Annotated in this window: 18 protein-coding genes; 9 read left to right on the top strand and 9 right to left on the bottom strand. The window is 60.7% G+C overall.

Going from position 1 to position 22,240, the window contains the following annotated elements:
• Positions 1-24: 24 nt before the first annotated feature.
• The 4 genes from N3C12_06055 to rfbB all read right to left on the bottom strand — a co-directional run bounded on the left by N3C12_06055 (position 25) and on the right by rfbB (position 4,343).
• Positions 25-1,200: a phosphatidylinositol-specific phospholipase C1-like protein gene (locus tag N3C12_06055; GenBank protein MCX8071999.1), complete on the bottom strand. Its 1,176-nt coding sequence runs from the start codon at positions 1,198-1,200 to the stop codon at positions 25-27.
• Positions 1,201-1,553: 353 nt separating this feature from the next.
• On the bottom strand, positions 1,554-2,171 hold the full coding sequence (locus tag N3C12_06050; protein ID MCX8071998.1) for a superoxide dismutase: 618 nt from the start codon (positions 2,169-2,171) through the stop codon (positions 1,554-1,556).
• A 190-nt stretch (positions 2,172-2,361) separates the two neighbouring features.
• Positions 2,362-3,240, bottom strand: a complete 879-nt coding sequence (rfbA, locus tag N3C12_06045; protein MCX8071997.1) for a glucose-1-phosphate thymidylyltransferase RfbA — start codon at positions 3,238-3,240, stop codon at positions 2,362-2,364.
• An 8-nt stretch (positions 3,241-3,248) separates the two neighbouring features.
• Positions 3,249-4,343 carry a dTDP-glucose 4,6-dehydratase gene (gene rfbB, locus N3C12_06040; GenBank protein MCX8071996.1) on the bottom strand — a complete coding sequence of 365 codons (1,095 nt, stop codon included), beginning with the start codon at positions 4,341-4,343 and terminating at the stop codon, positions 3,249-3,251.
• A gap of 339 nt (positions 4,344-4,682) precedes the next feature.
• Here rfbB and N3C12_06035 point away from each other — a divergent pair, with 339 nt between their 5' ends.
• Positions 4,683-5,876: a methionine adenosyltransferase gene (locus tag N3C12_06035; GenBank protein MCX8071995.1), complete on the top strand. Its 1,194-nt coding sequence runs from the start codon at positions 4,683-4,685 to the stop codon at positions 5,874-5,876.
• Positions 5,877-5,913: 37 nt separating this feature from the next.
• On the opposite strand, the gene N3C12_06030 is transcribed toward N3C12_06035, so the two are convergent.
• The 5 genes from N3C12_06030 to N3C12_06010 all read right to left on the bottom strand — a co-directional run bounded on the left by N3C12_06030 (position 5,914) and on the right by N3C12_06010 (position 11,127).
• On the bottom strand, positions 5,914-6,693 hold the full coding sequence (locus tag N3C12_06030) for an SDR family oxidoreductase (GenBank protein MCX8071994.1): 780 nt from the start codon (positions 6,691-6,693) through the stop codon (positions 5,914-5,916).
• A 119-nt stretch (positions 6,694-6,812) separates the two neighbouring features.
• The gene (locus N3C12_06025; protein ID MCX8071993.1) at positions 6,813-7,538 is read right to left on the bottom strand and encodes a DUF72 domain-containing protein; all 726 of its coding nucleotides are present in this window, start codon (positions 7,536-7,538) and stop codon (positions 6,813-6,815) included.
• A 68-nt stretch (positions 7,539-7,606) separates the two neighbouring features.
• Positions 7,607-9,100: a hypothetical protein gene (locus N3C12_06020; protein ID MCX8071992.1), complete on the bottom strand. Its 1,494-nt coding sequence runs from the start codon at positions 9,098-9,100 to the stop codon at positions 7,607-7,609.
• Positions 9,101-9,132: 32 nt separating this feature from the next.
• Entirely contained in the window at positions 9,133-10,050 is a 918-nt protein-coding gene (gene sppA, locus N3C12_06015; protein MCX8071991.1) for a signal peptide peptidase SppA, read from the bottom strand.
• 141 nt (positions 10,051-10,191) lie between these two features.
• On the bottom strand, positions 10,192-11,127 hold the full coding sequence (locus N3C12_06010; GenBank protein ID MCX8071990.1) for a TIGR03560 family F420-dependent LLM class oxidoreductase: 936 nt from the start codon (positions 11,125-11,127) through the stop codon (positions 10,192-10,194).
• Between the two features lie 125 nt (positions 11,128-11,252).
• On the opposite strand from N3C12_06010, the gene uvrA reads away from it, so the two are divergent.
• From uvrA to fni, 8 genes are all read left to right on the top strand, one after another.
• The gene (uvrA, locus tag N3C12_06005) at positions 11,253-14,135 is read left to right on the top strand and encodes an excinuclease ABC subunit UvrA (GenBank protein MCX8071989.1); all 2,883 of its coding nucleotides are present in this window, start codon (positions 11,253-11,255) and stop codon (positions 14,133-14,135) included.
• An 86-nt stretch (positions 14,136-14,221) separates the two neighbouring features.
• Positions 14,222-15,430 (top strand): IscS subfamily cysteine desulfurase, encoded by a 1,209-nt coding sequence (locus tag N3C12_06000; protein ID MCX8071988.1) that lies wholly within the window; start codon positions 14,222-14,224, stop codon positions 15,428-15,430.
• A 118-nt stretch (positions 15,431-15,548) separates the two neighbouring features.
• On the top strand, positions 15,549-15,872 hold the full coding sequence (locus N3C12_05995; GenBank protein ID MCX8071987.1) for an iron-sulfur cluster assembly accessory protein: 324 nt from the start codon (positions 15,549-15,551) through the stop codon (positions 15,870-15,872).
• Between the two features lie 217 nt (positions 15,873-16,089).
• A complete protein-coding gene (locus N3C12_05990; protein ID MCX8071986.1) occupies positions 16,090-16,515 on the top strand; it encodes a hypothetical protein in 426 nt (141 codons plus the stop codon).
• A 131-nt stretch (positions 16,516-16,646) separates the two neighbouring features.
• Positions 16,647-18,302: a signal peptide peptidase SppA gene (gene sppA, locus N3C12_05985; GenBank protein ID MCX8071985.1), complete on the top strand. Its 1,656-nt coding sequence runs from the start codon at positions 16,647-16,649 to the stop codon at positions 18,300-18,302.
• Between the two features lie 799 nt (positions 18,303-19,101).
• Positions 19,102-20,136 (top strand): diphosphomevalonate decarboxylase, encoded by a 1,035-nt coding sequence (gene mvaD / locus N3C12_05980; protein ID MCX8071984.1) that lies wholly within the window; start codon positions 19,102-19,104, stop codon positions 20,134-20,136.
• Positions 20,133-21,155: a hypothetical protein gene (locus N3C12_05975; protein ID MCX8071983.1), complete on the top strand. Its 1,023-nt coding sequence runs from the start codon at positions 20,133-20,135 to the stop codon at positions 21,153-21,155. Before mvaD ends, N3C12_05975 begins: the two co-directional genes overlap by 4 nt.
• Entirely contained in the window at positions 21,142-22,239 is a 1,098-nt protein-coding gene (gene fni, locus N3C12_05970; protein MCX8071982.1) for a type 2 isopentenyl-diphosphate Delta-isomerase, read from the top strand. The genes N3C12_05975 and fni overlap by 14 nt, the downstream gene beginning before the upstream one ends.
• The last annotated feature ends 1 nt before the right edge of the window (position 22,240 follow it).

Below are 22,240 nucleotides of genomic sequence, written 5' to 3'. Positions count from 1 at the left end.
CCCGACGTGTGATCAGACCAACAGTCATTGCAGAAACAGCGGGTGCTCGATTTGCGTGGGCTCGCAGTCTGCCGGCGCCACCACAGGGTTACACCGCGCGGGCGTGCCTCCGGGGATCGACGCCACGTACCCGTGCCCCCAACGGGTATCCGGAACAGGGTAATCCGTACTGACCCACTGAGCCCCGCTTGCCAGCGCCCGATCGCGCGGCTCGGTATTACCGGTGCGAGCCTCTACTGTGTCCGCGTCTGCACGCGTGCGGACGACAAACCCTCGCGCCACCATGTCACGAATCGTGTCGAAGTCGCCGATCGGATCGTTTAGCTTGATGAAGCCAGCCTCCGCCTCGCTCGGACCAGCACTCACAAACATCACCCTCCCAAGAAGGGAAGGGTGGGCCGCAAGGTACGCCGCCCGCACCGCACCCCCGTTATCGAGGCAAAACATCACCTTGCCCCTGCTCTCACCCAATGTCGGCCAGCCAACGTTGCGTACGGCGTCTTCCAGCGTCGGCCGGTCACCGCGCACAAAATCCGGAGTAATCAATTGTTCCTCGGGGAACACCGAGCGAATTTCCGCATCCAGTGCGTCTAGCTCAGCCTCGCCAATCGGCACCGGGACGGCCGAACCAGCCACAGGAATCCACTCGTCCTTCGCTTCGATCAAAACCATCAGCGGCATGTGGCGGGGATGCTCGTCCGACCAGCGCTTCACCTCCTGCAAGCACTCTACCAAGGTCCAACACGTACTCTCGAAGTCGATATCTTGTACGTGCAGCACCTTGAACCCTGGTTCGAGCAATTGTGGAATTCCTGCGTCCGGATCTTCGCGAATCAATGCAAGTCCGGCACGGTGCGAGAACAAACCACCTCGGGGATCGGCAAAAACGTCCAGCTCGATCTGCCTCACCCCCTGCTGCTCGAACTGCTGCCACAGAGGAATATGGCTGTACTGGAAGCCCTCGGCCAAAGATCCTAACCGGCGCAGCAAGTACTCCATTAAAGCTGGACGCGGCTCAATGTGGTAACTGTTGTGAGTGCCGATGACTTGGAAGTGGTTCAACCGCAGCTCGTGGTCCCGCAGGTAAGGCCAGCGTTGTGCGGTTTCGCCATCATCGCCACAACCACCCAAGGTGAATAGGACGGGAAGCAAGACACTCAGAACCAAAAGCCGCGCACCGCACCGACTCATTTGGACCATGCGGCCGCCTGCTTACCCCGGCGCCCCGCCTACATTCAACCCACCACCGACTACCTCGGCCGCCAGTGCTCGGCAATTCTAGGAGAGCGGGCTCTCGGTCTGACTGCGTCACCAGCCCGTTCGCAGCCACAATGACCAGCTGTAGGTAAACGGTTGCCGGGGCAGCGCGGGTCGCGGTAACGGGCCAACCGCAACCCGCGCCACACGGCTTGCGGAGCATTTCAGGCCGGGGGGCAACGGCCAAGGAGGCACTCCACAAACCGCCCTGCGGGAAACCCGCAGTCACCGGCACAACTGGACAAGACGCATCTACCCTAACAGAAATTCAATCGCCAGTCCCCTCTTTCGGTCAGTCAGCATCTGCGGGGAATCACTCCCCTCACGGCGTCGACGAACCGTTTCTCAACAACTGGCCAATTCACATTCCGCCAAAATGCTTGCATGTACTGGGGGCGGCCTGTCGCGCCATAATCGACCATATACGCGTGCTCCCAAACATCCATCACGAGGAGGGGAACAAAACCAGCAACGTTTCCCTCCTCGTGGATCTGCACAAAATGATTGTTGACCGTACCGACTTGCGGGTCGAACGCCAAGATTGCCCAGCCAATGGACCGCGTCGCCCCACACGCGACGAAATCATCTCGGAACTGATCGAACCCACCAAACTGTGCAACCAACAGTTTGTAGAGCTCGCTGGACTCGCGCAACTCGTCCACGTCTGCCTTGAGGTTGCCGAAGTAATACTCATGCAGCACCATGCCATTGTACTCGAACCCAAGGCGACGCCGCCGATCCGCGTACTGCACGGTGTTCCCTTTCCCCTCGCGCCGCAAACCTTCGAGCTCGGAGCGCAAGGCATTCACCTGGGCAACATAGCCTTCGTACAGCTTCCAATGCTGAGCGATCTGCTCTTCCGAAATTCCATGAAGATCCCTCGGGCGCAAACCGACTTGTACTTCGTAAGCCATACTGTGTGCTCCTTTCCGTTCGTCGGAGTATACGTATCGATTCTTACAGGGAGGGGAAGTGGTAGCGGCGCAAAATGTTTTGCGCGCCTCCTTTAGCATCGTTGATGCAAGAGCGCCGGCGCACAACTTTTGGCGCCGGGCTCACCCAAGGGCTCCGTACCACGGCAACATGAAGCCCCGTCATTGCCTCCTAGTGCAGGCCCTGCTCGATCAGCCGCGCCAGGTAGCGGCCGTAAACACTGTCGCCCATGTCGCGTGCAAGCTCCTGCAGTTGCTCCCGGTCGATGTAACCGAGCCGGTAGGCAATCTCCTCCAAGCAGGCCACCTTGAGCCCTTGCCTTTCTTCGATGGCTTGAATGAAGTTTGCCGCTTGCAGGAGCGCTTCGTGCGTGCCCGTGTCGAGCCAAGCGAAACCACGTCCCAAACGCTCGACGATGAGAGAGCCCTCTTCCAAGTAAACACGGTTGAGGTCCGTGATTTCTAATTCTCCCCGCGCCGACGGCCGCAGCCCGCGGGCAAATCTCGGAGCCCGACTATCGTAAAAATACAGCCCCGTCACCGCATAATTGCTTTTCGGAGCATGCGGCTTTTCTTGGATGGCAACCGCCACACCCTGTTCATCAAACTCCACCACGCCGTACCGTTCTGGATCCCGCACCCAGTAAGCGAAGATCGTCGCGCCTTGCTCGCGGGCGGCCGCGCGCCGCAGCAAATCGGGCAACCCATGCCCATAAAATACATTGTCGCCCAAAGCCAACGCGCAAGAAGCACCGGCGAGGAACTCTTCCGCAATCAGCAGCGCTTGCGCGATCCCTTCCGGCCTCTCCTGCACGGCATAGTCGATCCTCAAACCAAGCCAAGCACCGTCGCCCAATAAGCGGCGATAAAGGGGAAGGTCCTCGGCCGTGCTGATCAGGAGTATCTCGCGCAAGCCGGCGAGCATCAACGTCGAAAGCGGATAATACACCAGCGGCTTGTCGTAGACCGGCACCAGCTGCTTGCTGATGGCTCGAGTTACGGGGTACAAACGAGTTCCGCTGCCACCAGCAAGCAGAATTCCCTTACGCACAGCTACCCTCACGAACGAGAGGCACTCAGGCCCAGGCGTTGTCGGTCATATCGTCCTGCAAGAACCGCAGCGCACCAGTCGCGATGAGCGAAATACCAGCGCACCGTCTCCCGCAACCCAGCGAGGAAATCGTACTGAGGCTGCCATCCGAGTTCACGACGCAGGCGGCTCGAGTCCAACGCATAACGTCGATCATGCCCAGGCCGGTCTTCGACGAAAACTTTGAGTTGCTCGTACGCAGCAAACCCGCGCGCTTGTAAATGGGGATTGGTTCGTGCCGGAAACAGCTCCTCCAAGGCTGCGCACAGCGAGTCCACCACCTCCAAGTTTGTACGCTCATTCCCTGCTCCGACGTTGTACTGCGCACCAGCGGCTCCGTGCTCCAAAACACGAAGGAGCGCCTCGCAATGATCGGCAACGTACATCCAGTCGCGCACATTGCCGCCATCCCCGTAGATGGGCAGATCACGGCCGTCCAAGGCATTGAGAATCATGAGAGGAATCAGCTTCTCGGGGTACTGGAACGGCCCGAAGTTGTTTGACGAATTCGTGATCAGCACGGGAACCCCGTAAGTGACGTAGTAAGCCCGTGCCAAATGGTCCCCCGCAGCCTTGGAAGCAGCGTACGGAGAGTTCGGCCGATACGCACGCTCCTCACTTGCTCGCTCCCCATCAGGAATGCTGCCGTAAACCTCGTCCGTCGATACTTGGAGAAAACGGAAGCGCTCCTTGGTCCCACCGGGCAGCGATGACCAATACCGCCGTACAGATTCGAGCAACCCGAATGTACCGTCGATGTTCGTCCGCACGAAGGGCTCTGGCCAATCGATCGAGCGGTCCACATGGGTTTCCGCAGCGAAATTCACCACCCAAACAGGCTGGTGTTCGGCCAGCAAGGTTTGGACGAGCTCCCGGTCGCCGATGTCACCGCGCACGAATATCACGCGAGGATGTTGTGGCACATTGCCCGCATTGCCTGCATACGTCAGCTTGTCGAGAATGACCACCTTCGCGGCGCCCCGCTCCACGGCCAAACGAACGAAGTTCGTCCCGATGAATCCAGCGCCACCGCAAACAAGAATACATCGACCCGGCATTGCCATCGTCACCCGCGGCTCGTTTTTCCTAGTACTGTACGCTGCAGTTGGGAACAACGAGTTTACCGCCGCGGCTCATGGTCTGGCGCCCCAAGCAGAGGCGCAAGCATAGAACCTTCGTAAGATGCCAAACCATATCCCTGAAAGGACGACGACGTACGTGGCGCTTCCAATACCGACGGGCAGCGGCATTTTTCGGATACCCCCCAGTCCTCGTCGCGGGCTCGCCGGTGGCCGAAGATCTAGCCAGCCCGCTTTTCTTAAGGTAGCTTCGCGAAGCGTTGCTGCTAGCGGCCATTTGAGTTCTGGTTCCGTTCGAGCAAGCTCGCGGTGAGGTGGAGTTTCATGCGTTTCGCCTTCGAATGCCTCGAACAACGTCCAATTGCCCAGCGTCGCCGAGAGCTCGTCGAGGTCAAGGGAATCGGCCACCCCGACACTTTGTGCGATGCATTGGTGGAAGCAATCTCGGTCGAGCTGGCTCGGATGTACTTCCAACACCTTGGATTTGTGGCTCACTACAATGTCGATAAGGCGCTGCTCGCGGCCGGCCAATGCGAGAAGACCTTCCTCTCCGGCCGGATACTTCAGCCGATGCGCCTGTTTGTGGGCGACCGAGCCACCTTTTCCATCGAAAGCACGGCACTACCAGTTATCGAAACTTTGGAACGCGCCGTGTCCGATTGGCTCGAGCGGCATTTGCCTAAAGTGCGGCTCCGCCACGAGCTGACCTTGCATCCGGTGCTGGCACCCGGGTCGACCCCGCTGCGCAGGATCTACCGTCGCGCCGAAGAAATAATTTCCAACGACACGTCCGGAGCGGTCGGATTTGCTCCCTTCACGCCAACCGAGGCTTTGACACGTGGAGTCGTCGCGTTTTTGAACAGTGAGGAATTCAAACAGCGGTTTCCCGATACCGGGCAAGACCTGAAGGTTTTTGCCGTTCGCACTGATGCACGCGTCGAGCTAACTGTTGCGATGCCGTTCCAATGCGAGGCGATCGACTCGGAGTCGACTTATTTTCGCCGCAAGGAAGAAGTGCTTCACGCGTTGCATTCCCGCTTCACTGGTGCCGACTTGGAGATCGACGTGCGCCTCAACACCCTGGACCAACGCGGGCGAGGTGCGGACGGGTTGTACCTTACGCTGACCGGCACCTCCGCAGAAGATGCCGACTCAGGGCAAGTTGGCCGCGGAAACCGCACTTACGGGTTTATCGCGTTTGCCCGACCCGTTGGCGGAGAAGCTGCGCCCGGCAAGAACCCAGTGGCTCACGTCGGCAAGATCTACAGCGTTGCCAGCCAACGGCTGGCTGAGCGCATTCACACCCGACATCCGGAGCTTTTGGAGGTCTACGTTTCGCTAGCCACACGGATCGGCGAGCCTATTGTCCAACCATGGGTCAGCGTTCAAGTGCTGCCTGCACACGGATGCAGGGTTGCGGAAATCCAGCATTCGATTCAGCAGCTGGTCGCTGCGGAACTAGCGTGCCTGCCCGAGTATTGGCACTCCCTCGTCCAGGGCGAGTTCTCAGTATATTGACGGAGGACTGGGCACCTCAGCACTGCGTCAACGAAGCTCACCCTCGTAGTAGGTCCGGCTGCTTAAAGGCCGTCCACCCACGGTCGCACGGCAAAACGGCGCCGATGAAGCTTCGCCCTAGTTCAGAGGCGAGAAACACCACAACCTCCGCAATTTCCTCGGGCGTTTGCAAGCCCATGGCATGCCCACGGGCGAATGCTTCCTTAAGAGGCTCGTTTTGCCAAATCACCGCGTTCATCGGCGTATCTACGTAACCGGGGCAAATCGCGTTCACGCGGATCCCCAACGCAGCACAACCCGGCGCCATGGATTTCGTCAGCGCAGCCACGCCGCCCTTGCTTGCGGCGTACGCGTCTAGACCACCCAGAGGCAACAACGCCATGGAAGAGGCGGCATTGATGATTGCACCTCCCCCAGCCTTTGCCATCTCCGGGATCGCGAAGTGTGAACAGTAGAACGTTCCGGAAAGATTCACGCGCAGGACGCGATCCCAAACCTCCGGGGCAACGCTCGGCGTAAAACCATCCTGGAGCGGGAGGGCGATCCCCGCATTGTTATACAACACGTGGAGCGCACCAAAGGTCGCAACGGTCTCACGTACCAACCGCTCGCACTCCGACGGCTCCGCGACGTCCGCAGCAATGAATCGGGCAACGCCCCGCTGTTTCCTCACCAGCGCGGCCGTGCCTTCGCCCGCCATGGAGTCCACGTCCGACACCACCACGGCGGCCCCTTCCCTTGCCAAGGCCAAACACGCGGCGCGACCGATGCCCGATCCGCCACCCGTCACCACAGCAACTTTCCCTTCCAATAACATGTAGCCTCCTGTCACGCGCCAGCGGCCGTTCGTCTTCCTTCCATAGCCCGCAATCGAGCTCAACAGGAGTAGCCAGCGTTCCTGGGACTCCGCGGGGGCGAAGTTGCACCCCTTCGCCCTTACGCTCTCGCCCGGCCAAGCACCGCACGAAACGCGAGAGCGTCATTCCACATAGTTTGGTTATTGAAGAACACCCACGCTTCCAGATATGCCCGCGCCCAACGCGCGATTTGCAGCAACTCCGCCGGTGAAAACTGGTACCGGTAGCCTGTGCGCCCGTGAAGCCGAAAGTACGCCACCTGTTGCTGCACTGGATCGGGGGGAGGTAAAGCGAAGGGGTCACCAGCCCGCAACCAACCGAGTTCGCGGCAAAGCTGGTCGGTGAAATCTTGAGTCCACGCCGGGCCGCGCGGCTCAAAGGCGATCGTCACCCCGGGATCGCGCTCCCAGGCGGCAAAGGAACGAAGGCGGCGGACATGCTCGGCCGTGGGCTCGAAGCGAGCAGGGGTTTGCACAAGGACAATCGGAGCACGAAGAACTCGTGCACACTCCAACGTTTCCTGCCACGCCGCCCGTACGGCGTCGTTGTCACGGAAGTGGCCCACCTCCACACCGGCTGGCAGGCGACGGCGCAGACGGCGATAGGTAGGACTCGTGCGCTCGTGCGTCACCAACTGGAAGCACTTGACTGTGAACGCGAACTGCGGGGGAACAGCCTGCCGCCAACGCTCCAACGTGCGTCGCTGTGGCGGTTCATAAAACGTTTGCTGGAGCTCAACCGCGTTGAGCTCTCGCACGTAGAACGACTGTGCCTTCGCCCAACCACAGCAGCCGATTTGGATCATCCTTTGCCCCGTTCCTCACGACGACCCCGCAAACCACGCCGACCGTCGAAAGGAAATGTCTCGCTCCGTTACGGGAAGTACAGAGTTCTGCCGCTGTCTACCGGCAAGTTGGCAAGAGAGAAGGCATGCAACCGGTCCGCCCGAACGTAGAGGTTTGCCACATCGTCCCCTGTGAGTCGCTGCCAGCCAGGCTCCCGCTGCAGCGGATGGAATACTCCCGCGGGAAGCAACACCGCCTCGGTCGGGTAGTTCGAAAGCAGCCTGCGCCAACCTGGCTCGGCACGGAAAAACGAGAAGTTGTCGGCCACCACGGTTTCCGGATATACCGTGGCAAAGCGCCCATCGAGCGACGGCTTCACTAGCGGCGCCAAGTGCCAAAGCACATAACCGCCCCAATCAAGGGGTACAGCGAGGTTGCCGCGCGCACCTCCCGCTTTGAGCCCCTGAACGACCCGGACCGGATAGTCTTGCGAGTGAAAGACGAAGCGGCCGCCGTGTTCTCGAATCCCCAAGGTCACCAACACACCCTGTACAAGGGCAATCACTGCAACTCCGGTCGCAACAGTTCTGCTTGCGGTTGGCGACAAGGACCATCCCCGCGCTCTAAACAGCGCCGCAACCTGATCGAGTTGTACGGCGAGCAGCGGAATCACGCACAAAGCGAACACCGGCGTATGGCGCTGGTGTCGCCAAGCGAACGCGAGCACGACGGCAGCCAAGACTGCTCGCCAAATGTACGAAGGCCGAAGCGGCAACCACCGAACAGTCGCCAAGAAAACCACCGCCAAGAGAAAGAACGCCGTGTGCTCCGCTGCCAAAGCAACGGGCTGCCATTCGCTAATCGGGTGAGACCGTCCCAGTTCGTCTGCCAAATATAAATACAGCCGCACACCGTATGGATTGAGGCAAGCTGCAGTCCCACAGAGAATGAGGAGCCCAACCCGTTGTGCGAATTCCCGCCATCCTCTCCATACTCCGGTGGCTGCAAACAACGCCAACACCGCAAGGCCAAGCACAAATCCACCGTGCAGGTTCGCCCAAATGGCAAAGCCAATCACCGCGACCAGCCCGCGGCTGCGGCGCCCTCGCTCCCACTCGGCCAAGAGGCCCAAGAGCGCCGGGAGGAACGCATAGGTGACAAGTTGCGGCCTCATCGCCCATCCGCGGGCAAGCACCGGAATTGCCAGCAACAGCGCCACGCCCCAAGTCCACGGCGTACCCGCGCCTGCGACCGCAGCAGAGCGCGAACCGCGGAGTTGCGCCATACTCCACGCCGCCGAGGCAACGCAGAGACACACCAAGAGGACTTTGACCAAGTAAAGCAGACGGCTCCCGCCCCAGCTGAATAATTGAAAAGCCACCACTTGCCAGAGCCACTCATGGTCCACCCACAGCGCGCCAGTAGCGGTATAACTGAGTTGGTCCACACGCGGGACGCCGCCTGTTTCCACGATCCAGCGGCCAACAAACAGGTGCATCCAAAAATCGTTGTCCGCTTCCGCCACGGCGCCGAAGTACAACGTACTCGCGACGACGGCGGGAAGCCAAACACGATTTTCCATGCGCGTCTAGGCAGACCCTGACGCCAGAGGAGTCAGGGGACGGGTTCCGGAAGCCACACGTACCAAAATTCCGGTCCGCCGAAGAACCAGCTTAGGTCCGTGCCCAACACCTTCCAAAGCGGCAACAACGGCGTCTCCGCCGAGCCTGCAACAGAATAAATATTCTCCGCGTACTGGGAGGGCCGGCGGTACGTGACCACGGTTGCCTCCGTCACTTGCGCGAGCTGCTTTGCGCGTTCGATCGCCTCGTCCAAGTAACCAATCCGATCGACCAAACCTAACGCCAATGCTTCGCTGGCGTAGAAGACTCGGCCATCGCGGATTTTGTCCCAAGACTCGGGCACCACCTGCGGCCGACGTTCTTTCACAAGCGAAAGAAAGCGTTCGTGCATGGCAGACAGAATCCCCAGGAGTACGGCTTCGTCCGCAGGTGTCATTGGACGGAGAGGCGACCCGGCATCCTTGAGCGCACCAGACTTTAGTGTCTGGTCTTTCACGCCGATCTTGTCCAAGAGCCCACTCACATTAACTCCTGCGAGGAGTACGCCGATGCTACCAGTCACCGTGGTCGGGCTTGCAACAATCTCGTCCGCCGCGAGGGCAACGTAGTATGCCCCTGAAGTCCCTACGTCCAACAAATGCGCCACAACCGGCCGCCCGCTCTTCGCAGCAAATTCGCGAATTTCGTGGTACAACGTGTCGCTCGCTGTGACTGTGCCTCCCGGGCTGTTGATGCGCAGCACGAGCGCCCGGACGCGATCGTCCTCCTCGGCCCGCTTCAGCTCCTCGCGCACACGCGCGAGCAAACTCTGGCCCCTGGAACCCAAGAAACCGGGCCGCTCGGCCGACACAATCAGCCGCGAAATCTCCACGAGAACAACTTTGTCTCTACCCCTGCCTTCCAGCTTGCGCTCGATTAAGGGCTCCGGCCGGGTTCGAAACGGGTTCAAATCAGCCTGCACAAAAACGCAACCTGGTAGACACACCAACCACAGAACCACAAGACCACGGGCGGCCGCTCTGGCGAGCGGCCGCGATGCCCGACAGCGCTGAAAAACTCCTACTGCAGTCACGCGTATTACTCCAACACCTTAAGCAAAAGCGGGCATGACCCGCTCGGCGAACAGGCGCGCTGGCTCGCGCGTGTCACGACCGAAAAATTCCATCACAAACATCGTGCAACCAAGATCGACATGCGCATGGATGCGATCGATGATTTTTTCCGGGCTGCCGGCCAATGTCAGAGGCCCTGGCGAACCCATGTGCCCACCATAAATCGCCTGAGCCTTTTGTAATTTAGCTTCTGCGTCCGCTTCATCCGTTCCAATCACGACCAAGCATTGCTGAGAAATCGTGAGGGTGTCCCACTTACGATCCACCTGTGCGCAGTGCTCGCGGAGAACCTGAATCTTCCGAGGCAGTTCGTTCTGGTTCACCGCCAAGTTGTTCCAGATGTCGGCATGAATTGCGACGAGGTGGAGCAAAACCCGCTCGCCCCCGCCCCCAATGAGCAAAGGCGGATGCGGTCGCTGCGTGGGCTTGGGCTCGCAAAAGGCATCCCGGGCGCTGAAATGCCGTCCTTCGAACGACACCTGCGGCTCCGTCCACAGCCGCTTCATCAGCACCGCTGCCTCCTCTAATTGCTCGAGACGTTGGCATAAAGCGGGAAACGTGTAGCCGTAGCCTTCGAACTCCATTTGAAACCACCCGCAACCCAAACCAACAATCACTCGCCCGTTGCTGATATGGTCGAGAGTTGCGGCCATTTTCGCTAACAGCGCCGGGTTGCGAAACCCAACCGGACTAACCAGTGTGCCAAGCCGTACGCGCTGTGTCACCCCGGCCACTGCGGCAAGCGTGGTCCAGGCCTCCAAGATGGGCAGATTCGGCATGGGAACGCCGAACAGGTGGTCGTTCAGCCACACAGAATCGAACCCCAGCGACTCAAAGGTTTCCGCTGCAGCGCGTGTTTCCTCCCACTTCCGCTTAATCTGCGGCAACGTGACTCCAAAGTGAACTTTTCCCACCGGCGGCCTCCTTTTGCCCCGCCGAGTTAGCACAGATACTCTTTTGGAAAAAATAATTCTCCGTCCCCTTACCGGAGGCGCTTGACGCACACCGCGCGCACCGCCACGTTCGGTTCTACGCGGGCATGCAAGACTACATTACTGTTCGTGGCGCACGCCAGCACAACTTGAAAAACGTCGACGTTTGCATTCCCCGTCAACGCCTGGTCGTCATCACCGGCGTTTCCGGTTCGGGTAAGTCCTCGCTCGCCTTCGATACACTCTACGCTGAAGGTCAAAGGCGCTACGTGGAGTCTTTATCGACCTACGCACGGCAATTTCTCGAGCAGATCGAGAAGCCGGACGTGGACTCGATTGACGGGCTTTCCCCGGCAATCGCCATTGGACAAGCGACTTGGTCCCGGAATCCTCGCTCCACCGTTGGGACGGTGACGGAGATTTACGACTTCTTGCGCTTGCTTTTTGCCCGCGTCGGTACGCCCTACTGCCCCAACTGCAACGTCCCCGTCCGCGCCCAGAGCACGCAACAAGTTGTCGACCAACTCCTAGAGCTCCCCTCTGGCACGCGCTTGCAAATTTTGGCTCCTGTGGTGCGAGAGCGAAAAGGAGAGCACAAGCAAGAGCTTGCTAAACTCCGGAAAGCGGGATTCGTCCGGGTTCGCATCGACGGGCACCTGCACGATCTCGACTCCGTTCCCTCGCTCGCACGCGGAAAGTTGCACACGATCGAAGTGGTGGTCGACCGCGTCGTGGTACGCGACGGGATGCGTAGCCGCCTGTCCGATTCCCTGGAGCTCGCAGCACGCTGGGGCCAAGGGGTCGCCCTGGTCGAGGCGCTCGGGAGCGGCACGGAAGAAGTCACGGACAGCTGGCTGTTTAGCCAACGCAACGCCTGCCCACGATGCGGATTCTCGCTTCCCGAAATCACCCCGCGGATGTTGTCATTCAACAATCCACATGGTGCCTGCTCGACTTGCAAGGGGTTGGGCGAACTGCGGACCTTCGACCCAGAACTCCTAGTGACAAACCCCAGTCTCTCGCTGCTCGAGGGGGCAATTCCTTTGTGGGGCCCGATCGACCCGCGAACACGTTTGGGCAAGATACTAGAAAACCTGGGCCGCGCTTACGGCTTCTCTCTAGCTACGCCGTGGCAAGATTTGCCGGAACACGCCCGCAGGTTGATCCTGTATGGGCCGTCTGCCTCGCCGCTGGGAAACAAGCAAAGGACGAAAACGGACAACGGTCCGGCAACGCTGGTTCGGTATCCGGGCCTGATCCCGATGTTGGAGAAGCGCCTCGCGCGTGGCGGACAAACGGGGCGTGAGCAGGTGTACGTGGAGCGCTACCAAACCACGAAACCCTGCCCTGCATGCCAGGGCAGTCGGCTTCGCCCTGAGGCGCTGGCCGTACGCCTCGGCTCTCGGACCATTGCGGGGGTGGTCAATCTAACGATCCCCGAGTGCCAAGCTTTTGTCGCCAGTCTGGACCTACGGGGGGCCGAGCAACAAATTGCAAAGCCGATCGTCGCGGAGATTCTGTCGCGCCTCGGCTTCCTGATCGAGGTCGGCCTCGGTTACCTATCTTTGGGGCGAAAAGCAGACACACTCTCCAGCGGGGAAGCTCAGCGCATCCGCCTCGCCGGGCAATTAGGGGCGTCGTTGAGCGGGGTGCTGTACATCCTCGACGAACCCTCGATCGGCCTCCATCAAAGAGATAACGATCGCTTGCTCGCCATGCTGCGCCGCCTGCGCGATCTTGGCAACACGGTGGTTGTCGTCGAACACGACCGCGACACCATCGCGGCAGCAGATTACGTGATCGACATGGGCCCAGGCGCTGGGGCTCGTGGCGGCCAAGTTGTCGCTTGTGGGACCCCAGAGGAAATCAGTCGTAATCCGGAGTCGTTGACCGGCCAGTTTTTATCCGGGCGGCGAGAGATTCCTGTTCCCGACCGTCGCCGCCGCGGGAACGGCAGCTCTTTGCGACTGGAAGGCGTAACGGCGCACAACCTGAAGAACGTGAGCGTCTCGATCCCGTTGGGAACGATCACCTGCGTTACTGGTGTTTCCGGGGCCGGCAAAAGCTCGTTAGTCTTAGACACGCTTTATCCAGCGGTCGCCTCTCGGCTCGGACAAGCGCGCCTGGAGGATGGCCCGTTCAAGGAGATCTCCGGCTGGCAATCGCTCAGCAGGGTTGTGCAAGTAGATCAAAGCCCGATCGGCAGAACGCCGCGCTCGAACCCCGCGACCTACACTGGGGTGTTCGACGACATCCGTCACTGGTTCGCCCAACTGCCGGAGGCACGCGCGCGTGGCTTTGGCGCCGGGCGCTTTTCCTTCAACGTGGAGGGTGGGCAGTGCAAAGCTTGCCGCGGCGAAGGTCTCGTGCGGGTTTCGATGCACTTCTTGCCCGACGTCTACGTGACCTGCGACGTGTGCGGCGGCAAGCGTTACGAACGCGAAACCTTAGAGGTGCGCTACAAAGGGAGAACTATCGCCGACGTCTTAAGCCTGACCATCGCCGAGGCCCTCGACTTCTTCTCGTCCGTTCCCCACATCCAGCACAAGCTCCGGGTACTCTATGAAGTCGGTCTCGACTACCTTACGCTGGGCCAACCGGCGCCCACTTTATCGGGTGGGGAGGCACAGCGACTGAAACTCGCAAAAGAGCTTGCGCGCCGGAGCAGTGGCCACACGCTCTACATTTTGGACGAACCAACCACAGGGCTCCACTTCGAAGATGTGCGCCGACTGTTAGACGTGCTTCACCGGCTCGTGGACAGCGGCAACACGGTCGTGCTCATTGAGCACAATTTGGACGTGATCAAGGCAGCAGACTACCTCATCGACCTAGGCCCCGAGGGAGGAGAGCACGGTGGACGGGTCGTCGCGGAGGGTACGCCGGAAGAGGTCGCACGCACGCCAGGCTCGTACACGGGCCAGTACCTAAAACGCGTCCTCTTCCCGGCGCACTCCGGTGATGCCCACACCGCAGCGCCCAGAGCCTAAGCCATTGTCGCGCACGACGCCCGTCGCACCTTTTCTAGGGCTCGCCCTATGTTCAGCGGTGAGCGTTCACTAAACTGGAGGGCCCAATGCGAACGGATCGCCGCGTCTATATGGACCACCACGCCACCACTCCCGTGGATGGGCGCGTATTGCAGGCAATGCTGCCTTACTTTTGCGAAAAGTTTGGCAATGCAGCCAGCCGCCACCATCAGTTCGGCTGGGAAGCCGCAGAGGCGGTGGAGCAGGCGCGCGCTCAGGTGGCCAAACTCATCAACGCCGAGCCCAGCGAGATTGTGTTTACTAGCGGGGCAACCGAATCGAACAATTTGGCAATCAAGGGGGCTCTCGAATTTTACGCCAACCGGGGCAACCACGTGGTCACCGTCGCTACCGAGCACAAATCAGTCCTCGACGTCTGCCGCTACCTCGAGCGCTCGGGCAAAGCCCAGGTGACCTACGTGCGGGTAGACCGCTACGGGTGCGTCGATCCGGAGGATATTCGAAAAGCGCTCACAGCGCAGACCGTGATGGTCTCCGTCATGCACGCAAACAACGAAATCGGCACGATTCACGAGCTTGCTGAAATTTCGCGGCTGGCAACAGAACGGGGCATCCTTTTCCACACCGACGCCACCCAGAGCGTCGGGAAGATTCCCGTCGACGTTCACGCCCTCGGAGCCGATCTGCTCTCGCTCAGCGCACACAAAATTTACGGTCCGAAGGGCGTCGGCGCGTTGTACGTGCGCTCGAAGCCACGACGGGTACGCTTGGCGCCGCAAATTCACGGCGGCGGGCATGAGCGAGGGTTGCGCTCGGGCACATTGAACGTTCCCGGCATTGTGGGCCTTGGCGAAGCTTGCAGAATCGCGCGAGAGGAGATGGCGCAGGAGGCGGAGCGCCTCACCGTCCTGAGGAACCGCCTGCACGAAGGTCTGCTCCGCGAGGTCGACGACGTCATACTGCACGGCCATCCTACGCGCCGATTGCCAGGGAACCTGAACGTTAGTTTCCCTGGTGTGGAGGGCGAGTCGCTCCTCATGGCGCTAGCAGATGTGGCTGTATCGTCCGGTGCTGCGTGCACTTCGACCACTTTGGAGACATCCCATGTTCTGCGGGCCATTGGCGTCAGTGAAGAACTGGCGCAGTCTTCGATCCGCTTCGGCCTTGGACGCTTCAACACCGAGGATGACGTAGACTACGTGATCCTCCGGGTTGCCCAAGAGGTGCGACGACTGCGAGCCTTGTCACCCGAATACGCCGCCAGCGCCCGGCAGCGGCACAGTTCTTCGCAGTGAAGAAAGCCTGTGGCCACCTACAGAGGGGCCTTGCGGGCCAGCAGTGTTGAACACTAGGGAAAAAACCATGTTGGTCGAGGTTTCACAGGCTTTTGGGGCGTAGCTAGGAGTTGCAGGGATGGCGATAACGATATCCGCGCGTGCCGCTGAAAAAATTCGAGAGCTTGTGCGGGCAGCCGGGAAACCTGAGCTCGGCCTGCGGATCAAAGTTGTGGGTGGTGGCTGTTCCGGGCTGCAGTATAAGATGGACCTGGACAGCGAACGCAGTGGGGACAAGGTGTTTGGAACTGAGGACGCACGTGTTATCATTGACCGTAAGAGCTTTCTCTATCTCAATGGCACCGAGCTCGATTACAATGACGGCTTGATCAACGCTGGGTTTACACTCCGCAACCCCAACGTGAAACGAACGTGCGGGTGCGGGGCGTCTTTCGCTGTTTAGCTGGCGGAGGCAGTGCTGATGCGCGCCGCTAAAATATTATCTGTCCCGTTGCCGTCGGTCGGTAGCCGTGCTCCGCTCCACAGGAGAGGTGGGCTGCGGCCATATCGCCTGCCGTTCAGGGCTGGCTCGACAAATGGGCGTTCTGTTCCGCGCTCCCAGGCCATGTTCTGTGGGCGTGCGGGTTGTCGCTCGAAGCGGACCCAGAGGAGGCAAGACTATGCCTGAACCGCAATATCAACCCGACGGGTTCGTTCACCTATTGAACCCGGATGCGGTGCTCCCTTCGCAATACTTTGCGGCGTTGAGGCGGCGCTTGGAGCACGAGCCAGAGCGGCGGCTCGTAGTCGCACTTCTGCAGGACGCGGTCGAGTGCTTCCAAAAGCACCTCTTTGCCCACGAGCGCAAAAAGCGCCAGCTGTTCCTGGAAGCAGAGGAGTGGATTTCTTCTACCGACCGCACCTGGCCCTTCTCCTTCGAGAACGTCTGCGAGCAACTGCAGTTGGATCCTGAATATGTTCGCAAAGGGCTCTTTGCCTGGAAGGCGGCGCAGCTCGCCAAACACGCCAGTGAGAAAACTCCCGAACAGTCCCACGGCTCCGTGCTCGCGGCTGAAGCGGTGCGGCGCTCGGTTGTAGGCCGCTGAGTTCCCTTCGAGCCCTGCGCCAGCTGCCGCACTTTAGGCGGCGCCAGCGATACCCGCCGGCGGCTCGAGTGCAGCTTTGGCCCCGGAAAAGTTTGTCGTGACACCTGTGAGGATTTGCTAAAGCGCCTCGCATGCTTTGGCGGCTGTGGTTGGGGATCCGGCTCACGCTCCACTACCTTGGCGAGGCGCTGCGCTGGATCGCCGGGCGAAAACGTCCATTCGCGGTTCTTCGGATCACCCTGCGAGGCGAGCTTCGCGAAGCAGCGCCCTCTGGCTTTTGGAGCACGAGGCACCCGCTGACGTTCAGCGAATTGGTGAGGACACTCCGCTGGGCGCGGGAGGATAAACGGATCAAAGCAGTCTTTATCCAGTGCGAACAGGCACTCCTGGGATGGGCACAGGTCGAAGAGTTGCACCGGAGCCTGCTGGCGCTGCGCAAAGCTGGAAAGCGTGTGTACGTCGCCCTCGGCCAGGCGCAAGCGCCGGAATACGTACTTGCGAGCGCGGCCGATCACATCTTCCTTTCGCCCGCGGGCGAACTGGCAATTCACGGGCTGACCGCCGAGGTATGGTTTCTCTCTCGCGCCCTCGCCAAGTTGGGCATTCAACCGGAGATCATCCAAGTCGGCGAGTACAAGAGTGCGGCCGAAGTGTTCACCGCCACCGCGATGTCCGCAGCGCACCGCGAGGCCGCGCAAGCGCTTGTGGACCACTTACTCGAAAGCCTCGCAGCCGCAGTGGCAAGCGGCAGAGGGTGGGAACCGCAGCGGGCGATCCAAGCGATCGAGAATGGCCCCTACGATGCGCGGACGGCGTTAGATCAGGGATTGGTCGACTCGCTGGAGGACGCGATTATCGCGGAGGCAAAGGCCTTGGAGCTCACCGGCGTTTCCCGCACCGAGGCCATCGACTTCCATGCATACAACCGGCGGCGGGTGATTGAACTTCGCCGGTTCTGGTGGCGTCGCCGGGGCGAGCACGTCGCCATCGTGCACATTGCTGGTTCGTTATTCGATGGTCCCGCGCCTCGCTCCCGCTTGACCACGCTGTTGCACGACCTCGAGCAAATCAAGGAATCTCCAGGGGTAAAAGCCGTGCTCGTGCGCGTGGTGAGCCCAGGCGGGACCGCCTTCGCCGCGGATCGCATCTGGCACGCTCTTTCGGCAGTAGCAGAGAAAAAGCCCCTCGTGACTTCGCTCGGCGATGTTGCGGCTTCGGGCGGTTACTACCTCGCAGTTGCCGGGCGCCCCGTGTTTGCCGAAGCCAACACCATTACAGGGTCGATCGGGGTTCTCAGCGGCAAATTTATCCTCCGTGGCCTGTACGAGTGGCTGGGCATCGACAAAGACCGTGTCGCCCGCGGGCAACACGTCGGCTTAGCTTCTGATGCTTTGCCGCTGACTCCCGAAGAAAAACTCGTTTTGGAACGGCATGCCCGCCATTTTTACGAGCGGTTCCTCGACATCGTCCGACTTGGACGGGGACTGGAGTCATCTCAGGTGGACGCTGCCGCACATGGGCGAGTTTGGAGCGGCAAGGCTGCCCTTGGGCTCGGTCTTGTGGATGCCATCGGCGGGTTCGAACAAGCCCTCGATGCCGCGATATTGCTCGGCGGGTTCGACCCTGCTGAACCCGTTGCGGTTATCCACTACCCGCGCCCTCGGCCCTTCTGGCAATCCTTACTCGACCGCGTGCGCCCGACTCCGCCTGTACCCTTGCCGCCCACACACGAGTTGACTGCAGGGCGCGTTTGGGCGTGGATGCCGGTGCAGTACTGCATCTATTGATTGAACGGGAGCTTCGGCGCCGACCACAGAAACCCACGGCTGCCAAAAGCAGGAGCCACCGCTCTGCAGGCCAGGGACGTCGGGACCAAGCAATCTCTAACCGGAAAGCCACCCTTCGTTATTTCGTCAAAAGCCACCCTTGTTGATACCGACTTAAAGTGACGGACGCCGCGGGCCCCAGCGTCCTTGCCCTCTGCTTGTCCGCAGGGCCGGCTTGCTCAAGTACGGTTTCAAAGCAGAACCTTCTCCGTCTCGGGGGCTCCGGACTATTCCATCTGCCCCCCGTGGCCTCCTCCCGGGCGTCCACGCAACCCGCCGGAGGCGGACTCTGGCTGGGTGACAACGGACGGGATTGTTGGGTGGCCAGAACAACACCCAGAACAACAGAAACTTCAGTCGGTGTCCATCATCAAAGGGGGTCGTGAGGCGCAAGACTCGTGGCTGTCCACGTTCGTGTGTGGCTGTCCACGTTCGTGTTGGTCGGACAGATTGGTGGCTGTGCACGAACCGCGACGAACCGCGTGACCACGAACCGTGTGTCCAAATTGGTGGGTGTCCATTGATCGGCTTTGATCGGCTTCCATTGGTCGGCGCATTGACGGGATTCAGGAAGGGGAGCGGCGGGCGCCACGAATGGGGCTGGTCGGGGAGGCGGCCTTGATTTAGAGTGCCCGCCGCGGTAGGTACTAACCGATTGGTTTAGAGCTTTTGGTCTATAGCTGGCGGTTTATATCGTTAGATTGATCGGCCCGAGTAAGGTTGAGACGCCTCAATAAAACTCAATAAAAGAGGAGGGGCTGTGGAAGGCTTGAGAGCGGTAACTGGCACCGGAAGGCGAGACGAGCCAGTAAAGCGCGTCCGGGCTCGAGCTCACCCCAATGTCGCCCTGGTAAAGTACTGGGGGAAACGCGACCGACAGCTCAACCTTCCGAGTGTTGGCAGCATCTCATTGACCCTGGGGGGGCTCTCTACAGAAGTCACGATCCAGGCGGCCGAAGGGCCAAACGACGAGTACTGGTCAAACGGTCACCGCGTCGAAGGACAGGCGCTTCGCAATGTCAGCCAATTTGTCCGACTCTGCTGTGCACTTGCCGGGAGCGAGGGGGCCATATCCGTCCACACTCGGAGCAACTTTCCAGTGGCCGCAGGTTTAGCATCGTCGGCCTCAACGTTCGCGGCTCTGACCCTTGCACTCACGCACTTTCTCGGCCTGAACCTTTCCCGGCAGCAACTGAGTGCCTTGGCAAGACGTGGGTCCGGATCAGCATGCCGATCACTCTGGGGAGGATTTGTCGAGTGGCGCGCGGGCGAACTGCCTGACGGCAGTGATTCGTTCGCATTGCCGTTGCCCTGGCCGCACGATTGGCCTCTCGCAGTAGTGATTGCCGTCATCGATCCGAATCCAAAACCCATCGGCTCACGGGACGGCATGCATCGATCCACGACCTCGCCCTTTTACCCCGTGTGGGTGTCCACTCAAGATGCCGACCTAGACACCGCCCGTGCTGCCATTCGTTCTGGCGACCTCGAGCGGCTGGGGACCTTGGCAGAACATAACTGCCTGAAGATGCACGCGGTGGCCCTAACTGCTCAACCGCCACTAATCTACTGGGCACCGGGAACGCTTGCCGCCATCGCCACCGTACGAGAACTGCGCGCGACCGGGGTCCCAGCGTACTTCACGATCGATGCCGGTCCACAAGTCAAAGTGTTGTGCGACAAAACCGACGAGTCTCGCGTAGCCGCTGCCTTGCGTGACACACCAGGAGTTACGGAAGTGCTGTTGACTCGCCCCGGCGAGGACGCGCGTTTGGTCGAGGAGCCACTTTCATGACCGCCGTGCACGCCACCGCCCCAGGGAAACTCTTCGTACTCGGAGAGTATGCCGTGCTGGATTCCTGCCCGGCCATCATTGCCGCCCTCGAACCCGGGGTCCGGGTGCTGGCCGAGCCGCAAACACATCCTCGGGGGACTTGGGTGTCACTGCCTCAATACGGTGTGCATACCGCGCTCGAGGAACTGAGCGCACCTGCTCCCATCGGGAACGCACTCCGCTTCGTCACTGCGTGCTTTGCAGGATTGTCGGCCGCGGAACGCTTCCGGCTGCCAACCGGTCTCCACCTGCAAATTGAATTTCCAGAGTACTTCGGCCGGCCGCAAAAAGTTGGCCTTGGCGGTAGCGCCGCTCTGGTGACTGCGATCAGCGCCGTGTTGATCGAAATGGCCTACGGCCGAGGAGCCACAGAGGAGATGACGGATCTCGTGTATCAGCGCGCCGTGACTGCGCACCGCCGAGCTCAAGGTGGGCGGGGTAGCGGTGGGGACGTCGCCGCGAGCGTGTACGGCGGGGCAATCCTTTTCGAGCCCGAGGCGGAGGACGTGGGGATTACGCACCTCAAATGGCCCGAGCACCTTCGCTTGATTGTCGGTTGGAGCGGCCGCTCTGCTTCCACTTCCGCCCTGATCGAGGCGTACGAACGCGCGAAGCAGACCCACCCCACAGTCCACCAACAATTTCTCGACGACAGCATTCAAGCAGTGGCGAATTTCGCTTCAGCGCTTCACGGCAGCGGCAACGCCCTGCACATCTGGGCCCAAGCGGCCGAAGTACTCCCTGCTTTTGCTGCCCGTGCCAGGCTTCCCTACCTCACAACCGAACTCGAAACCCTTCTAACCGCAGCGAAACAAGCGGGCTCCGCAGCCAAACCTTCTGGCGCGGGTGGCGGCGACTGCGCCATCGCTCTCAGCACGCACGAAGCCGCTGCTCAAGTTGCGCAAGCTTGGCAGCACTTAGGCTTCCCTGCCCTTGTTGCTGCGCCCTCGGCTGAAGGAGTTTACTGTGCACAAGCCTAAGACAAGGTCGCCGCGCACCCCGACCGCGATCGAGGAACGCAAGCGCTCGCACCTCGAGTTGTGTGAGAAGGCCCCAGTGGAGCACCCCGAGAAAACTACCCTGCTCGAAGAAGTGGATTTCATCCACAACGCCTTGCCCGAGCTCAGGATCGAAGACCTCTCGCTCTGCACGGATTTTCTCGGCAAGACCTTGCAGGCGCCGTTCCTGATTACCGGGATGACTGGCGGGGCACCGGAGGCTTTCACGATCAATCGCGACCTTGCCGCGGTGGCGGAACGCTGCGGCATCGCTTTTGGTCTCGGTAGCCAACGCGCCATGCAGCATGAGCCCGAACTCGCTTGGACGTACCAAGTGCGCAAGTTCGCCCCGACCACGGTGATCCTTGCCAACATTGGGCTTACACAAGCGGCCCAAACACCAACGAGCGCATTGCGGGAACTCGTTGACAGCGTCGACGCCGATGGGCTGTGCATCCACCTCAACGCTGCCCAAGAACTCATGCAACCCGAGGGCGACCGCGACTTTCGCGGTGGTTACGACACCATCAACCGCATCGCGAACGAACTCGATGTGCCCCTCATTGTTAAGGAAACCGGTTGCGGCATCTCACCGCTCGTCGCACACCGCCTGCAGGATGTCGGCGTACGGTACGTCGACGTGTCTGGCGCTGGGGGAACTTCCTGGGTCCGCGTCGAGAGTTTCCGCAGCGCTGGCGAAGCCGCCGAGTTAGGGGAACAGTTTGCCTCGTGGGGAATTCCAACCGCAGCAGCACTGCTCGCGTTACGAGGCTCTCCGCTGCGGCGAATCGCTAGCGGAGGGCTCCGCAACGGGGTCGACGCAGCCAAGGCGCTGGCCTTAGGCGCCGACCTTTGCGGCATGGCCCTACCTGTGTTTCGCGCCTACCGCGCCGGCGGCAAAGACCAAGCGGAAGCATTCATCGGGCAGTGCATCCGGGGGCTCCGCACGGCGATGCTGCTCACGGGCTCGCGCTCCGTCGCAGAACTCCAACATCAACCACTGGTCATTGGGCCACGCTTGGAAGCATGGCTCCGTGCTTTGGAGACCGCACAAGGGAGGAAGTAGA

This window comes from Candidatus Binatia bacterium (assembly GCA_026415395.1).
Classification (GTDB): Bacteria; Desulfobacterota; Binatia; order HRBIN30; family HRBIN30; genus HRBIN30.
Note: the sequence above shows the minus strand (reverse complement) of the source record. Positions and strands in the feature narration are given on the sequence as shown.

Bases quoted from the DNA above. Each gene is read 5' to 3' on its own strand.
- N3C12_06055 (MCX8071999.1), bottom strand. From the start codon at position 1,200: ATGGTCCAAATGAGTCGGTGCGGTGCGCGGCTTTTGGTTCTGAGTGTC.
- N3C12_06050 (MCX8071998.1), bottom strand. From the start codon at position 2,171: ATGGCTTACGAAGTACAAGTCGGTTTGCGCCCGAGGGATCTTCATGGA.
- rfbB (MCX8071996.1), bottom strand. From the start codon at position 4,343: ATGGCAATGCCGGGTCGATGTATTCTTGTTTGCGGTGGCGCTGGATTC.
- N3C12_06035 (MCX8071995.1), top strand. From the start codon at position 4,683: ATGCGTTTCGCCTTCGAATGCCTCGAACAACGTCCAATTGCCCAGCGT.
- N3C12_06030 (MCX8071994.1), bottom strand. From the start codon at position 6,693: ATGTTATTGGAAGGGAAAGTTGCTGTGGTGACGGGTGGCGGATCGGGC.
- N3C12_06025 (MCX8071993.1), bottom strand. From the start codon at position 7,538: ATGATCCAAATCGGCTGCTGTGGTTGGGCGAAGGCACAGTCGTTCTAC.
- N3C12_06020 (MCX8071992.1), bottom strand. From the start codon at position 9,100: ATGGAAAATCGTGTTTGGCTTCCCGCCGTCGTCGCGAGTACGTTGTAC.
- uvrA (MCX8071989.1), top strand. From the start codon at position 11,253: ATGCAAGACTACATTACTGTTCGTGGCGCACGCCAGCACAACTTGAAA.
- N3C12_06000 (MCX8071988.1), top strand. From the start codon at position 14,222: ATGCGAACGGATCGCCGCGTCTATATGGACCACCACGCCACCACTCCC.
- N3C12_05995 (MCX8071987.1), top strand. From the start codon at position 15,549: ATGGCGATAACGATATCCGCGCGTGCCGCTGAAAAAATTCGAGAGCTT.
- N3C12_05990 (MCX8071986.1), top strand. From the start codon at position 16,090: ATGCCTGAACCGCAATATCAACCCGACGGGTTCGTTCACCTATTGAAC.
- sppA (MCX8071985.1), top strand. From the start codon at position 16,647: ATGCTTTGGCGGCTGTGGTTGGGGATCCGGCTCACGCTCCACTACCTT.
- N3C12_05975 (MCX8071983.1), top strand. From the start codon at position 20,133: ATGACCGCCGTGCACGCCACCGCCCCAGGGAAACTCTTCGTACTCGGA.